11 protein-coding genes and 2 pseudogenes are annotated in these 15,052 nt (G+C 71.0%); 6 read left to right on the top strand and 7 right to left on the bottom strand.

What is annotated here, in order from left to right; genetic code table 11:
- Positions 1–121: 121 nt before the first annotated feature.
- Positions 122–826 (top strand): transcriptional repressor LexA, encoded by a 705-nt coding sequence (gene lexA / locus QAD21_RS10665; RefSeq protein WP_058250198.1) that lies wholly within the window; start codon positions 122–124, stop codon positions 824–826.
- Here the strand turns inward: lexA and QAD21_RS10660 are convergent.
- Complete coding sequence (locus QAD21_RS10660; protein WP_165630170.1) at positions 804–2,513, bottom strand: putative PEP-binding protein; 1,710 nt, start codon at positions 2,511–2,513, stop codon at positions 804–806. The genes lexA and QAD21_RS10660 overlap by 23 nt on opposite strands.
- A gap of 149 nt (positions 2,514–2,662) precedes the next feature.
- On the opposite strand from QAD21_RS10660, the gene QAD21_RS10655 reads away from it, so the two are divergent.
- From QAD21_RS10655 to QAD21_RS10640, 4 genes and pseudogenes are all read left to right on the top strand, one after another.
- Positions 2,663–3,433: a DeoR/GlpR family DNA-binding transcription regulator gene (locus QAD21_RS10655; protein ID WP_058250196.1), complete on the top strand. Its 771-nt coding sequence runs from the start codon at positions 2,663–2,665 to the stop codon at positions 3,431–3,433.
- A complete protein-coding gene (locus QAD21_RS10650) occupies positions 3,430–4,395 on the top strand; it encodes a 1-phosphofructokinase family hexose kinase (RefSeq protein WP_065628914.1) in 966 nt (321 codons plus the stop codon). Before QAD21_RS10655 ends, QAD21_RS10650 begins: the two co-directional genes overlap by 4 nt.
- A gap of 116 nt (positions 4,396–4,511) precedes the next feature.
- Positions 4,512–6,648, top strand: a pseudogene (locus QAD21_RS10645) (fructose-specific PTS transporter subunit EIIC).
- 98 nt (positions 6,649–6,746) lie between these two features.
- Complete coding sequence (locus QAD21_RS10640) at positions 6,747–7,007, top strand: HPr family phosphocarrier protein (RefSeq protein WP_058250193.1); 261 nt, start codon at positions 6,747–6,749, stop codon at positions 7,005–7,007.
- 76 nt (positions 7,008–7,083) lie between these two features.
- On the opposite strand, the gene hflX is transcribed toward QAD21_RS10640, so the two are convergent.
- From hflX to QAD21_RS10620, 4 genes are read right to left on the bottom strand one after another with little or no spacing between them, the layout of a single operon-like run.
- Positions 7,084–8,526: a GTPase HflX gene (gene hflX, locus QAD21_RS10635; RefSeq protein WP_205333972.1), complete on the bottom strand. Its 1,443-nt coding sequence runs from the start codon at positions 8,524–8,526 to the stop codon at positions 7,084–7,086.
- Positions 8,527–8,578: 52 nt separating this feature from the next.
- Positions 8,579–9,490: a diaminopimelate epimerase gene (gene dapF, locus QAD21_RS10630; RefSeq protein WP_280361383.1), complete on the bottom strand. Its 912-nt coding sequence runs from the start codon at positions 9,488–9,490 to the stop codon at positions 8,579–8,581.
- A gap of 10 nt (positions 9,491–9,500) precedes the next feature.
- A complete protein-coding gene (gene miaA, locus QAD21_RS10625; RefSeq protein WP_280361381.1) occupies positions 9,501–10,421 on the bottom strand; it encodes a tRNA (adenosine(37)-N6)-dimethylallyltransferase MiaA in 921 nt (306 codons plus the stop codon).
- The gene (locus QAD21_RS10620) at positions 10,418–11,185 is read right to left on the bottom strand and encodes a hypothetical protein (RefSeq protein ID WP_277242950.1); all 768 of its coding nucleotides are present in this window, start codon (positions 11,183–11,185) and stop codon (positions 10,418–10,420) included. Before QAD21_RS10620 ends, miaA begins: the two co-directional genes overlap by 4 nt.
- Before the next feature lie 262 nt (positions 11,186–11,447).
- On the opposite strand from QAD21_RS10620, the pseudogene QAD21_RS10615 reads away from it, so the two are divergent.
- Positions 11,448–12,814 (top strand): annotated as a pseudogene (locus QAD21_RS10615) (DUF349 domain-containing protein).
- Positions 12,815–12,835: 21 nt separating this feature from the next.
- Here QAD21_RS10615 and QAD21_RS10610 read toward each other — a convergent pair.
- The gene (locus tag QAD21_RS10610; protein ID WP_068969902.1) at positions 12,836–13,465 is read right to left on the bottom strand and encodes a hypothetical protein; all 630 of its coding nucleotides are present in this window, start codon (positions 13,463–13,465) and stop codon (positions 12,836–12,838) included.
- Positions 13,466–13,492: 27 nt separating this feature from the next.
- Positions 13,493–15,025, bottom strand: coding sequence for a tRNA (N6-isopentenyl adenosine(37)-C2)-methylthiotransferase MiaB (miaB, locus tag QAD21_RS10605; RefSeq protein ID WP_280361671.1), 1,533 nt, complete (start codon positions 15,023–15,025; stop codon positions 13,493–13,495).
- Between the last annotated feature and the right edge of the window lie 27 nt (positions 15,026–15,052).

Here is a 15,052-nt window from a genome sequence, read left to right as displayed (position 1 = left end):
ACGTCCCGACAAAGTCTCGCGACACATCGAACAAATGTTTGAGGTGCCGGTCGCACTCCGCTAGGCTCGGACCCGGCGCAAGCCATCTACCAGCACGTTCCGAAGACGAGAGGAACCGAACATGAGTGACACCGGCGATAGGCGCGGCCGAGCGCGGGGCGCCGACGACGAGGCCCCGTTCGACGCCGCCGCCGCCGAGGCCTCACTCACCCCGCGACAGGCCGGGGTCCTGGAGGTGATCCGCCGCTCGGTGCGCGAGCGCGGTTATCCGCCGAGCATCCGGGAGATCGGCGACGAGGTCGGCCTGGCCTCGACGTCATCGGTGGCCCATCAGTTGCGGACGCTGGAACGCAAGGGGCTGCTCAAGCGCGACGCGAACCGTCCCCGTGCGGTCAACATCGCCCCGAGTGACACCCCGTCGCCGGACACCCCGACGGCCGGCCAGCTTCCCGAGCCGACCTTCGTGCCGGTTCTCGGCCGTATCGCGGCCGGCGGTCCGATCCTGGCCGAGGAGGCCGTCGAGGACGTCTTCCCACTGCCCCGTGAGCTCGTCGGCGAGGGATCGCTCTTCCTGTTGCGCGTCGTCGGCGAGTCGATGATCGACGCCGCGATCTGCGACGGCGACTGGGTCGTGGTCCGGCAGCAGAACGTCGCCGACAACGGCGACATCGTCGCGGCCATGATCGACGGCGAGGCCACCGTGAAGACCTTCAAGCGTCAGGGCCCGAACGTCTGGCTCATGCCGCACAACGAACTGTTCGATCCGATCCCGGGCAACGATGCCGTCATCCTCGGCAAGGTCGTCACCGTGATGCGGCGAGTCTGACCTCTCCACCGACCGAACCGTCGAGCACCGCCGCGGCCGCCTCGCGCGCCGCGGCGGGATCCGAGGTGGACAGGGCAGCCTCGGCGGCGGCCCGGCAGTCCGGTGCGGACACCTCGCCGAGCCGGGCCCCCACGGCCGCCGCAGCAGCCGGCGCGCTGGACAGCGAGGTGACCCCGAGACCGACGAGCACGCAGGCGAGGTTCGGATCGGCGGCGGCCTCGCCGCACACCCCGACCGGCTTTCCCTGACGTGCACCCGCTGCCGCGACACCCGCGATGAGGCTCAACACGGCCGGTTGCCACGGGTCGGTCAGTCCGGCGAGATCGGCCGACATCCGGTCGGCCGCCATCGTGTACTGGGTCAGATCGTTGGTGCCGATGGACACGAAGTCCACCTCGGCGAGGACGGCTTCGGCCAGGATCGCCGCCGCGGGCACCTCGATCATCACCCCGGCGACCAGACCACGGCCGCGGACCTCGGCGGCGAAGGTGCGCGCCTCCGCCGGCGAGGCGATCATCGGCGCCATGACCCACGGCGCGACGGCCGACCCCGACGCGGCCTGCGCGATCGCGTCGAGCTGATGCGCGCGGATCTCGGGGTGCGCCAGCGCGATCCGATCGCCCCGCACGCCGAGCGCTGGGTTCGATTCGTCGGGATGGGTCACGAACCGGAGCGGTTTGTCGGACCCGGCGTCGAGGGTGCGGATGACCACCTTCTGCCCGTCGAACGCATCGAGCACCTCCCGGTAGATCGCGGCCTGCTCGTCCACCGACGGTTCGTCGGCACGCTCGAGGAACGCGAGTTCGGTGCGGAAGAGCCCGACGCCCTCGACGGGGTACCCGGCCGCGGCGCGTGCCGACGATCCGTCGGCGACGTTGGCGAGCACCGCCACGGCCACCCCGTCGGCGGTCTGCCCCGGACCGGTCCAGCCGGCGACGAGTGCGGCATGCCGCCGATCCTCGTCGACGCGAGCCCGGGCCGCCTCCGCATCGGGCTCCACCTCGATCCGCCCGGTGCTGCCGTCGACGAGAACGGTTGTGCCGGGCTCGATCTCGTCCAGGTCGGCCACCGCCACCACGCACGGGATCCCCAGCTGGCGCGCGATGATCGCGGTGTGGCTGGTCGGTCCGCCGAGGCGGGTGACGAGGGCGATGGTGCTCGTGGGGTCGAGGCCCGCGGTGTCGGCGGGCGCGAGGTCGTCGGCGAGCAGGACCGACGGCACCTCCGGAGTGGGCACACCAGGTTCGGGTAGGCCGAGCAGTTCGGCGAGGACCCGGTCGCGCACGTCGTTGAGATCGGTGACCCGCTCGGCCATCAGTCCGCCGAGCTTGGTGAACACCGCCGCGAACTGTTCGGTGGCCGCGACGGCAGCGGCCTCGGCGGGGGCGCCCTTGCCGATGAGCGCGGTCGCGGCACCGATCCAGCCGCGGTCCTCGGCCAGGCCCGCCGTCGCGGCGAGCACCTCGGCCGTCACCCCGGTGTTCTGCGACGCGCGCGTGCGCAGCCGCGCGGCGACGGCGCCGGCCGCGGTGGCGAAGCGCGTGACCTCGTCGGCGCGCCGTTCCTCGGCGATCTCCACACCGACGCCGAGCTTCTCCGGCGAGTGGTCGGGTCGCTCGCCCGGCCACAGCGCGGGACCGTGGGCCAACCCGCCGACCACCGGGGTTCCCGTCAGGATCTGCGCCATCGTCTTGCCTCTCACTCGACTACCGATGTGACCACCGTTACAAAAAGTGCTTGACTTGTCAACACAAACAGGCGTAAACACAATTACTACAACATCCAATCCCACACGCCTCAACAAGCGGGTTGGTCGAAACCGGAGATCGGAGCGGTGTGTACGCCGAGGAGAGACAACAGGCGATCGTCGACGAGGTGCGACTCGCGGGGCGGGCATCCGTGGCCGCGCTCGCCGAGAAATTCGACGTCACCAGCGAGACCGTCCGACGCGATCTCGCGGTACTGGAACGCGCCGGACATCTCCAGCGGGTCCACGGCGGCGCCGTGCGCGCCGAGATCATGCGCACCCTCGGCGAGCTCGGGATCGACGAACGGGAGTCGAGCCAGATCGAGCAGAAGACCGCGATCGGCCGGGCGGCCATCCGGTTCCTGCCGCCCGACGGCGGCTCGGTGCTCTTCGACGCCGGCACCACCACCTACCGCGCGGCCGAGGCGACCGCTCCCGATCGGAGGCTCACCCTGTTCACCAACAGCCTGCCCATCGCCGGCCTGCTCGCGGGAACCCATCCCGACGGTCTCCATGCCCTCGGCGGACGCGTACGCGGTCTCACCCAGGCGACCGTGGGCGTCGACACCGTGGACGCGCTTCGCCGACTGCGCGTGACCACCGCCTTCATCGGGACGAACGGCCTGAGCGAGGCCCACGGGTTGTCGACACCCGACCCCGACGAGGCCGCGGTCAAGGCGGCGATGGTCGCAGCCGCGCAACGGGTCGTGGTCCTTGCCGACAGCTCGAAGATGGACCGCGAGGACCTCACCTCCTTCGCCGGACTCGACGACGTCGACGTCCTCATCACCGACTCCGGGATCGACCCGGCCTATTCGGCGGCCCTGTCCGCGCGTGGCGTCGAGGTCGTGATCGCATGATCGTCACCGTCACCGCCAACCCGAGTCTCGACCGCACCCTCGAACTCGGCGCACCGCTCGCCCGCGGCGAGGTGCAGCGCGCCGGCGTGGTCCGCACCGAGCCGGGCGGCAAGGGCGTCAACGTGGCCCGGGTCGTCGCGGCCGCGGGCCTGGCCACCCGCGCACTGCTCCCGGCGCGGCCGGGCGACCCGCTGCGGGCCGCACTCGACGACCTCGCACTCCCCTACGACGCCGTGCCGGTCGACGGCGAGGTCCGGTCCAACATCACCATCGCCGAATCCGACGGGACGACCACCAAGATCAACGCACCGGGCGTCACCTTGACGGGCCCGGACCGCGAGGCGCTCGTCGGGCTGATCCGTGAGCACGCCGGCTCCGCGCAGTGGGTCACCCTCTGCGGGTCGCTGCCTCCCGGCGTCCCCGACGACTGGTACCGCTCGATCGCCGACGACCTCGTCCTCGCCGGCTGCCGGGTCGCGGTGGACACCTCGGGCGCTCCCCTCCGTGCCAGCGTCACCGGTCGCGTCGACCTGATCAAGCCCAACGAGGACGAGCTCGCCGAACTGACCGGCGCCGACCCCGGACAGCTCCGAGAAGCACTCGCGCGCAACGATCTCGGACCGGTCATCGACGCCGCTGCGACCATCGCCGAACAGATCGGGGGCAACGTCCTCGCCACCCTCGGCGCCGTCGGGGCCGTGTTGGTCACCGCATCCGGCGTGTGGTCGGCGACCCCGCCGCCGATCGTCCCGCGCAGCACCGTCGGCGCCGGCGACTCGTCACTGGCCGGCTACCTCATCGCGCAGAGCACCGGGGCCGCGCCCGCCGACTGCCTCCGGTCGGCCGTGGCGTACGGCGCGGCGGCCGCATCGCTCGCCGGCACCCAGGCCCCCACGCCCGACCACCTCGACCTCCCCGGCGTGCGGGTGACCGAACTGTCGGGAGCCGCGCGCATGACCTGACGGCACCGTCCCGGCGGGTCCCCACATCCATCCAACACCGCGCCCATCCAGCACCGACTCCATCCACCATCGACCCACCCAGCACCGACCCCACCCTTTCCACCGAAGGACATGCCATGACCGAGCAGATCATCACCGCGCAGACGGTGAGTCTCGACGTCGACGCCGGCGGCGATCCCGCCGCCGTCATCACCACGCTCGCCGACGCCCTCGCCGCGGCCGGCCGGACCACCGATCCCGCCGACCTCGCGCGGGCCGCACTGGACCGAGAAGCCAAGTCCGCCACCGGACTTCCCGGCGGCATCGCCATCCCGCACGCCCGTACCGCGTCGGTGACCGCGGCCAGTCTCGCCATGGCGCGGCTGTCCCGCACGGTCGACTTCGGCGCACCGGACGGGCCGGCCGACCTGGTCTTCCTCATCGCCGCGCCCGAGGGGGGTGCCAGTGCGCACATGAAGCTCCTCAGCTCGCTGGCCCGCTCACTCGTCCGGCCCGACTTCGTGGCCTCGCTCCGCGCGGCCGAGAACGAGGAGCGGGTCATCGAATTGGTCAACGAGGCCATCGACCCCGCACCCCCGGCCCCGCCACCGCGCCGACCGCCACCCCGTCGACCCTGCCCCGTCGACCACTGCCCCGGCCGCCGCGGCAGCACCAGCGACGTCGACCACGGAACCCGAAGGTGCGCCGGCCCATCCGGACTCGGACCGGACCCCGGACCCGGGACCGGCCACGCCGCGCATCGTCGCGATCACCGCATGCCCGACCGGCATTGCCCACACCTACATGGCGGCCGACGCCCTGAAGTACGCCGCCGAGCGGGCCGGCGTCGAGTTCGCGGTGGAGACCCAGGGGTCCTCGGCGACCACGGCCTTCGATCCGGATGTGATCGCGTCGGCCGACGCCGTCATCTTCGCCACCGACGTCGGGGTCAAGGACCGCAACCGGTTTCGCGGCAAACCCGTCATCGCATCCGGGGTGAAGCGCGCCATCAACGAGCCCGACGCCATGATCGCCGAGGCGGTCGCGGCGGGGCGCGACCCGAACGCGGCGCGCGTCACCGGCGACGGCGCGGACGCGGACGCGGCCGACTCGTCGAAGTCGGGCATCGGTCTCGCCGGCCGTACACGCCAGGCACTCATGACCGGTGTGAGCTACATGATCCCGTTCGTCGCGGCGGGCGGACTGCTCATCGCGCTCGGCTTCCTGCTCGCCGGCTACGAGGTCGCCAACACGAACCTCGACGACGGCGGCACCCTCAGCGACGGCGCGTTCATCGCCCTGAACAACAGCCTCTGGGATCTGCCGGCGGGCGGGTTGTTGCAGTACCTGGGCGCGGTGAGCTTCGCGATCGGCTCGGGCGTGATGGGCCTGGCCGTACCGGTCCTCGCGGGCTACATCTCCTTCGCGATCGCCGACCGCCCCGGTATCGCACCCGGTTTCGTGGCCGGCATCGTCTCGCTCGCCGTGGGCGCCAGCTTCATCGGCGCACTGATCGGCGGTCTCATCGCCGGCGTGGTGTGCCTGTGGATCGCGCGGACCCCGGTGCCCCAGTGGGCTCGTGGTCTCATGCCGGTCGTGGTCATCCCGCTGTTCGGCAGCATGATCGTCGGCGGACTGCTCTACATGGTCCTCGGCAAACCGCTCGCCTGGCTGACCGAGCAGATGAACAGCGGCCTCGAGAGCATGTCCGGCGGATCGGCCATCGCCCTCGGCATCGTGCTCGGCCTGATGATGTGCTTCGACCTCGGCGGACCGGTCAACAAGAGCGCGTACCTGTTCGCCACCGCCGGGATCGCCGACGCGGCGACTGCCGGACCCGCGCAGTTCCAGATCATGGCGGCGGTCATGTGTGCCGGCATGGTGCCCCCGCTCGCCCTGGCTCTCGCCACCGTCGTCCGACCGGGCCTGTTCACCGAACCGGAGCGCGAGAACGGCAAGGCCGCATGGCTCCTCGGCGCGTCGTTCATCTCCGAAGGTGCCATCCCGTTCGCCGCGGTCGACCCCTTCCGGGTCATCCCGTCGATGATGGCCGGTGGTGCCCTCAGCGGTGCGCTGATCATGGCCTTCGGTGTCGAACTGCGCGCCCCGCACGGCGGCATCTTCGTCTTCTTCGCCATGAACAACTGGGTCCTGTTCCTCGTCGCGCTGGTCGCCGGTACGGTGCTGTCCGCTGTCCTGGTGGTCGCGGCCAAGCAGGTGCACCGCAGTCGCGACGCCGTCGCCTTCGACGAACTCGAGGCGGTCGCCGTCTGACACCCGATCACACGACCACCTGACATCCGGGGCGCTCCCCGGCACCGAATCGCCCGACAACCACCACAGAACACACGACAACACTCGAAGGAGTTCCCATGCCCAGCACCACCGCCACCGTCGGCTCCGCAGTCGGACTGCACGCCCGCCCCGCCACGATCATCGCCGAGGCGGTCGCCGAGACCGGCAGCCCGGTGACGCTGGGCCTCGAGGGCGGTGACCCGGTGGACGCGGGGTCGGCGCTGATGATCATGACGCTCGGGGCCGAGAAGGGCACCCGCGTGGTCGTGACGGCCGACGACCAGGCCGCGCTCGACACCATCGTCGGTCTCGTCGAGAAGGATCTCGACGCCGACTAGGTCCGTACAGCCGACTGGGTCCGTACAGCCGACTGGGTCCGTACAGCCGACTGGGTCCGTACAACCGGCGAAGCGCTCAGATCCGGAGGTCCGCGATCTCGCCCGCGAAAGCGGCCGGGACGCGGACCTTCATCGTGGTGCCGGTCTCGGTGTGCTCCGACGAGATGACCTCGCCCTCGCTGTGGACGCGAGACACGACATCACCCCGGTCGAACGGCACCTCGATGGTCATCTCGACGTCCTCGCGACCGACGAACTCGCGCACCCGCCCGAAGAGTTCGGGCAGTCCCTCACCGGTTCGGGCGGAGATGAACACCGCATCCGGACCGAGCGCGCCACGCAACTCGGTGAGGCGGTTGCCGTCGATGGCGTCGATCTTGTTGATGACCAACAACTCCGGCGGCGCGGTGACGCCCTCTTCGGCGACGATCTCGTTGATGACCTGACGGACGGCCGAGATCTGCTCCATCGGGAAGGCGTCCGCACCGTCCACGACGTGCAGCAGCAGATCGGCGTCGACGACCTCCTCGAGCGTCGACCGGAACGCCTCGACGAGCTGGGTCGGCAGATGCCGGACGAACCCGACCGTATCGGTGAAGACGACCGCGCGGCCGTCGTCGAGCGTCGCCCGCCTGGTGGTGGGATCCAGGGTCGCGAACAACGCGTCCTGCACGAGGACACCGGCGCCGGTCATCGCGTTGACCAGGCTGGACTTGCCCGCGTTGGTGTAGCCGGCGACGGTGATCGTCGGGATCGAACCGCTCTTGCGCGCAGCACGTTTCGTCGTCCGCGCCTTCTTCATGCCACGGATCTCGCGCCGCAGCTTGGCCATCCGCTCCCGAATGCGGCGACGGTCGGTCTCGATCTTGGTCTCACCGGGACCGCGAAGGCCCACACCGCCGTTGCTGCCCGCCCGGCCACCGGCCTGCCGGGACATCGATTCACCCCAGCCGCGCAGACGCGGGAGCATGTACTCCATCTGCGCGAGGGAGACCTGCGCCTTGCCCTCGCGAGAGGTCGCGTGCTGGGCGAAGATGTCGAGGATCAGCGCGGTGCGGTCGATGACCTTCACCTTCACCACCTTCTCCAGCGCATTGAGCTGGGCGGGCGTGAGCTCACCGTCGCAGACGACGGTGTCGGCGCCGGTCGCGAGGACGATCTCGCGCAATTCCTCGGCCTTGCCACTGCCGATGTAGGTGGCGGGATCGGGTTTGGAGCGACGCTGGATCACCGCGTCCAGGATCTGGGAACCGGCCGTCTCGGCGAGGGCGGCCAGCTCGGTCATGTTGGCCTTCGCGGCAGCCGCGCTGCCCTCGGTCCACACGCCGACCAGGACCACGCGTTCGAGTCGTAGCTGCCGGTACTCGACCTCGGTGACGTCGGTGAGTTCGGTGGAGAGTCCCGCGATGCGCTGCAGTGAGGCGCGCTCGGACAGTTGGAGTTCGCCGGTGGTGGGATCCGCGGTGTCGCGGATCCCGAGATCGGCCGCGGACATGATCTGTGCTTCTGATTCGGTCATACGGGAACCATGGTCTCACGACCGTCCAGGACCGAGCACGCGAATATCGAGCTCAGCGCTCCCAGCCGGGCCGCAGCACCCCGTCGGCGACCAGCATCGACGGCCCGCGCAGGGTCGAGCCATCGGGACGGATCGTCACGGTGACCTCACCGCCGGGGATGCCGATGCGCAGCTCGCCGGTGTCCGCGCCGCGGGCGTCGAGAGCGGCGCGCGCCGCCGCGACCAGGCCGGTTCCGCAGCTGCGCGTCTCCCCGACGCCCCGTTCGAACACCCGCATCCGCGCGGTCAGGCTGCCGTCGGGCCCTTCCGCGGGTGGGGTCAGCAGCTCGACGTTCGCGCCGTGCGGGAAGTCGGCGGCCTCGATGGTCACGCCGGCGGAGAAGTCGACCGCGTCGAGGTCGGCCGCGGTCATGTCCGCGACGACGCACGCCAGGTGGGGGTTGCCCACGTCGACCATCGCGCCGGGGTAGATGTCGTCACCGATGCGGACCACCGACGACCCGTCGAGCCGCGCCGGACCCATCTCCACCGTGACCTCGGCGTGCACGGCGTCGAAGGAGTGGATGGTGACGCCGCGGGCACCCGCACGGGAACCGACGGAGAACGTGTCGGTGTCGACGAGTCCCGACGCCCGGACGTAGTGGGCGAAGACGCGTACCCCGTTGCCGCACATCTCCGCGACCGAACCGTCGCCGTTGCGGTAGTCCATGAACCAGTCGTCGGCCGACACCCCGTCCGGCAGGGCGTCGAGGACACCGGTCGCGACGAGGGCGCCCGAGCGGGCGACGCGCAGCAATCCGTCGGCGCCGATCCCCCGTTGCCGGTCGCACAGCGCCGCGACCGTCGCGGCGTCGAGCGCGATCTCGGCGTCGGGGTCGGCGAGGACCACGAAGTCGTTCTGGGTGCCATGACCCTTGACGAAGTGCAGGCCGTCGCTCGCACTGCTCTGCGGGGCGGAAGTCACGGATCACAGCCTACGGGGAAGGCGCGTCGACGATGCGCAGCGCTCGGTCGAGCAGATCGGGTGCGGCGGCGTCGAGCCACTGCGCCCGGTGATCGCGACGGAACCACGAGCGCTGCCGACGGACATAACGCCGGGTGCCGATGAAGGTCAGCTCCTCGGCCTGCGCGAGGTCGTACTCGCCGTCGAGGGCCGCGAGGACCTGTTTGTAACCGATCGCCTGCGACGCGGTGCGTCCCTCTCGCAGGCCGCGGGAACAGAGGTCCTCCACCTCGTCGACGAGGCCCTGCTCGAACATCGCTCTCGTCCGACGGCGGATCCGGTCGTCGAGTTCCTCGGTGTCCCGGTCGAGGGCGAGGATGAGCGTGCCCCAGCGCGGTTCGCCGATGGTGGGCTGCGACGCGGCGAAGGGCGCACCGGTCAGCTCGACCACCTCCAGCGCCCGCACGATGCGGCGACCGTCGGTGGCCAGGATGGTCGACGCCGCGGCCGGGTCGACCTCCGCGAGCAGCCGGTGCATCTCGTCCACTCCGCGCTCGTCGAGCAGATCCTCGTAACGCCGGCGTACCTGCGGGTCAGTGGCCGGGAACTGCCAGTCGTCGAGGAGTCCCTGGACGTACATCATGGATCCCCCGACGATCACCGGGACCCGACCCGCGGCGCGCAACCGATCGACGTCGGCCCGCGCGGCCTGCTGATAGCGCGCGACGGTCGCCACCTCGGTCACGTCGAGCACGTCCAACTGGTGGTGCGGGATGCCACGGCGTTCGTCGGGCGGGAGCTTGGCCGTCCCGACGTCCATGCCGCGGTACTGCTGCATCGCGTCGATGTTGACGATCTCGCCGCCGAGCCGTTCGGCGAGGTCGAGGGCCAGATCGGACTTGCCGCCGGCAGTGGGTCCGACAACAGCGATCGGGGTGGGCGGCGCGGTCATCGGGCGTGCTCGCCGTCGTCGACGGTCCAGGTCACGACCACGTAACCCACGCCGAAGGGCGCGTCGGCGAAGTCGGGTACCGCCCGGACCGACCGGTCGCCGACGAGACCGGCCGCCACCTGCCACGCGACCCGGCCGCCGACGCCCTCGGCATCGCACTTCGCAGGGTCGAGTGCCATCAGCGTGTCCGTGTCCGCCGATCCGAGCGCAGCCACGATCGCGTCGTTCAGCGCCACCGCCGATTCCCGACGCCCCCCGCCGGGGGCCTTGTCGGTCAGCGCCGTCGACCCGTCGCCCACCACCAGGACCCCGACGGCGTCCGAGCCCTCGTCGAGACGGGCGGCCAGCCGGGTACCCACCGCGACGCACTCCGCGGGCGGCGTGGCGGAACCGACGCTGCACACGCTCAGCGGACCCAGCGACATCCGCTCGGCGATCCACCCGGCGATCAGCGCCGACAGACTCATCCGGGGCAGCGGGTCGGTGACCGCGACATCGGCGATAGCAACATCGGTGATCGCGGAGTCGATCGTGACCGGGACATCCACGCCGAACCGCGCGAAGGTGCCGCGCAAGGGCTCGCCCACGAGGCCAGCGGTCGACTCGTCGGCGGTTCCGATCGCCACCCAGCGGTCGATGCCGAGCGCGCCCGCGACCGCGTCGAGAGCTGCGCGCCGCACCGGCTCGGTGTCGGAGGCGGCCGGTCCGGCCAACTCAGGGACGAGCAGCGGGGCACTCGGAACGAAGACGACGGCCGCAAGCACACCACGACGCTAGTCGACAACACGAGGCCCGCTCGCTCCGCTCCCGGCGCCGGTGACATTCGGCCCGCTCGCTCCGCTCCCGGCGCCGGTTACCCCGCGCCGCGACCCACCAACTCGGCATGGACGCCACATCGACGGGCCTGAACTGCTTGAATGGAACGGTACTTGTCGGCGATCGCGGGCGTAGGATGCCCGGCGAGAACCGACTCCAGCGACCGGCAGCCGTGACGCGCGGCACCACTGAGCGGCAGGACACGTGCACATGAGCAACCCGACCGAATCGGCTTCCGAACCCCAGCAGGCACCCGCCGGGCAGGACACACCGAAGCCGGGACCCAAGCCGGGACCCCGGCCCAAGCCCGGACCCCGCCCCGGCATCGCGTCCGAACCGGTCGTCACGCATCTCGTCACCGGCGATCCGCACCGCTTCGGTCGTATCGACGAGTCGGGTGTCGTGTGGCTCAAGACCGACGAGGGCGAACGCGAGATCGGTTCGTGGCAGGCCGGCACAGTCGAGGAGGGGCTTGCGCACTTCGGACGCCGGTTCGACGACCTCGCCACCGAGGTCGAGATCCTCGAGGAACGGCTCACCGCCCGCTCGGGAGACCCGCGTAAGGCCCAGCAAGCCGCCAAACACCTGCTCGACGAGTTGCCCAACGCGCATGTGATCGGTGACGTCGCCGCGCTGCAGCGCCGCCTCGAGGCCATCGTCGGCAGCGCCGACGAGGTCGCCGAGACCATCCGCGCCGAGCGCGAGAAGACCCGGTCGGAGGCCATCGCGCGCAAGGAGGTCCTCGCCGCCGAGGCCGAGCAGATCGGCGCCGACGCGACCAACTGGAAGAGCGCGGGCGACCGGCTGCGCGAGATCCTCGACGAGTGGAAGTCCATCAAGGGCGTCGACCGCAAGACCGACGACGCGCTGTGGAAGCGGTACGCCAAAGCGCGCGACGCCTTCAATCGCCGGCGAGGTGCGCACTTCGCCGAACTCGACCGCGAGCGCGCCGGTGCGAAGGAACGCAAGGAAGCACTCATCGCCCGCGCCGAGGAGCTGTCCGGCTCCACCGACTGGGGTCCGACGTCGGCCAAGTTCCGGGAACTGCTCGGTGAGTGGAAGGCGGCCGGCCGCGCCCCGCGGGACACCGACGAGGCCCTCTGGCAGCGGTTCAAGGCCGCACAGGACGTCTTCTTCGGCGCCCGCAACGCGGCGTCGTCGGAACGCGACGCGGAATTCTCCGCGAACGCGACCGCCAAGGTCGCCCTGCTCAATGCCGCCGAGAAGGCCATCGACCCGGCCGCCGATCTCGACGCGGGCCGCCGCGAGTTCCGGTCGTTCCGCGATCAGTGGGACGAACTGGGCAAGGTCCCGCGCGATCAGATGCACAGCCTGGAGGCCCGCGCGCGGCCCTGGAGAAGCGCATCCGCGACGCCGAGGACGCTCAGTGGCAACGGACCGATCCCGAGGCACTGGCGCGGGCGGCGCAATTCGCCGATCGCGCAGCGCAACTCGAGGACCAGGCACGCAAGGCGGCCGAACGCGGAAAGGACCGCGACGCCGCGAAGTTGCGCGATCAGGCTGCGCAGTGGCGCGAGTGGGCCGCCGCCGCGGAGAGTGCCGTCACCGACCGCTGAGTCCGGTCGGGGCCGGCCGGATCAGTCCTCGTGCGGGTTCTTGCGGTACAGCGCTGCGGCGTAGGCCTCCTGCTCGGCGGCCTGCCGGCGCCGCTCGTCCTCGAGCGCGAGCTGGTAAGAGCTCCGCGCCCACACGACGCGGGACCAGTGGAACGTGAGCACGAAGACCGCGATCCAGCCCAGCACGAGGCCGATGCCGACGCCCGACGGCGGCTCGACGCCACCGACGCCCGGCGTGTTCCGCGACCACCACGCCAGCATCCCGGCGACGCACGCGATGGCGCACCCGCACAGCGCGATCCACGCCAGGAACCACCGGCGGGTGAGCAGCGCGAGCATGGAGACGACGATGCCGAAGATCGTCACCAGGTAGACGAAGATCCTCGACACGATCGTGACGCGCTCGGCGGCCGCCTCGGGCGTGAAGGTGAGGACCTCGAGCCCGGTGACGGATCCCGTGTGCGGCAACACCATCGACACCATGGCGAGGACGACTGCCACGGCGACGACGACCGCGCGCGCACCCGGGTCGATCTCGCCGGCCACCCGCCGTTCCGCCTTGCGCAGGTCGTTCTCGTACTGCTCGAACGCGGCCTTCTCGGACCCAGAGCTGCCGGACGCCTCGTTGTCGGACGCCGAATTCTCGGACATGGTCATCGCCTCACTTCGTGATGGTGGTCAGCTGCCGCAGCCACTGCCGCAGCCGGCGTCGGCCGGGACGGCGGCGGGGGCACCGAACCCCGGCAGCCCGAGCCCGACGCCGACGGGCGCGGTGGTGGGGGTACGGCTCTGTTCGTGTGCGTCGCCGGCGCGGGTGCGGCGGTGCGCGAGAACGCCGGAATCGGCGATCAGATGGTGTGGTGCCGCTGCGGTGAGCTGCGTGTGCACGACGTCACCCGGGCGGATCCCCGACGCCGTTCCGGGCGCGAAGTGCACCAGGCGGCCGTCCCGGGCGCGGCCGGTCATGCGCTGGGTCTTCGCCGACTTGCGCCCCTCGTCGGCGACCACGAGCAACTCCACCTCGGTCCCGACCAGCGCCTCGTTCTCGGCCAGGCAGATCCGCTCCTGCAGCGCGATGAGACGCCGGTAGCGATCGGCCACGACCTCGGGCGGCACCTGATCGGCCATCGTCGCGGCGGGCGTGCCGGGGCGGGGCGAGTACTGGAAGGTGAACGCGCTCGAGAAGCGGGCGCGCTCGACGACGTCCAGGGTGGCCTGGAAGTCCTCCTCGGTCTCGCCGGGGAAGCCGACGATGATGTCGGTGGTGATCGCCGCATGCGGCATGGCCTCGCGGACCTTGTCGAGGATGCCCAGGAACTTGGTCTGCCGGTAGCTGCGGCGCATCGCGCGCAGGATGCGATCGGACCCCGACTGCAGCGGCATGTGCAGTTGCGGACACACATTCGGCGTCTGGGCCATCGCCTCGATCACGTCGTCGGTGAACTCGGCGGGGTGCGGTGAGGTAAACCGGACGCGTTCGAGCCCCTCGATGTCACCGCAGGCGCGCAGCAGTTCGGCGAAGGCGCCCCGGTTGCGGGGCTGATCGGGATCGGCGAAGGACATCCCGTAGGCGTTCACGTTCTGGCCCAGCAGCGTCACCTCGACGACACCCTGGTCGACGAGGGCCTGTACCTCGGCGAGCACCTCGCCCGGCCGGCGGTCGACCTCCTTGCCGCGCAGCGACGGCACGATGCAGAACGTGCAGGTGTTGTTGCACCCCACCGACACCGACACCCAGCCCGAGTAGGCGGAGTCGCGCTTGGCCGGCAGGGTCGACGGGAACCGCTCGAGCGCGTCGAGGATCTCCACCTGGGCGGCGTCGTTGTGGCGGGCTCGATCGAGCAACGCGGGCAGCGACCCGATGTTGTGTGTGCCGAAGGCGACGTCGACCCACGGGGCCCGGGACAGCACCGTGTCCTTGTCCTTCTGCGCGAGGCAGCCGCCGACGGCGATCTGCATGCCGGGCCGGTCGGATTTGACCGGGGCGAGGTGCGACAGGTTGCCGTACAGCTTGTTGTCGGCGTTCTCCCGGATCGCGCAGGTGTTGAAGACGACGAGATCGGCGGGGTCGTCCTCACCCGCGCGCACGTACCCGGCGTCCTCGAGCAGACCGGCGATGCGCTCGGAATCGTGGACGTTCATCTGGCAGCCGTAGGTACGGACCTGATAACTGCGCGCGGCGGGTGCTGCCTGCTCAGGCCGATCCGACAACTCGATACTCACCCCTACGAGGGTACG

Origin of the sequence: Gordonia sp. SMJS1 (assembly GCF_029866425.1) — a bacterium.
Lineage (GTDB): Bacteria > Actinomycetota > Actinomycetes > Mycobacteriales > Mycobacteriaceae > Gordonia > Gordonia hongkongensis.
Note: the sequence above shows the minus strand (reverse complement) of the source record. Positions and strands in the feature narration are given on the sequence as shown.

What these genes read in the sequence shown, in the direction of transcription:
- lexA (WP_058250198.1), top strand. Translation starts at nt 122, where the DNA reads ATGAGTGACACCGGCGATAGGCGCGGCCGAGCGCGGGGCGCCGACGAC.
- QAD21_RS10660 (WP_165630170.1), bottom strand. Translation starts at nt 2,513, where the DNA reads ATGGCGCAGATCCTGACGGGAACCCCGGTGGTCGGCGGGTTGGCCCAC.
- QAD21_RS10650 (WP_065628914.1), top strand. Translation starts at nt 3,430, where the DNA reads ATGATCGTCACCGTCACCGCCAACCCGAGTCTCGACCGCACCCTCGAA.
- QAD21_RS10640 (WP_058250193.1), top strand. Translation starts at nt 6,747, where the DNA reads ATGCCCAGCACCACCGCCACCGTCGGCTCCGCAGTCGGACTGCACGCC.
- hflX (WP_205333972.1), bottom strand. Translation starts at nt 8,526, where the DNA reads ATGACCGAATCAGAAGCACAGATCATGTCCGCGGCCGATCTCGGGATC.
- miaA (WP_280361381.1), bottom strand. Translation starts at nt 10,421, where the DNA reads ATGACCGCGCCGCCCACCCCGATCGCTGTTGTCGGACCCACTGCCGGC.
- QAD21_RS10610 (WP_068969902.1), bottom strand. Translation starts at nt 13,465, where the DNA reads ATGTCCGAGAATTCGGCGTCCGACAACGAGGCGTCCGGCAGCTCTGGG.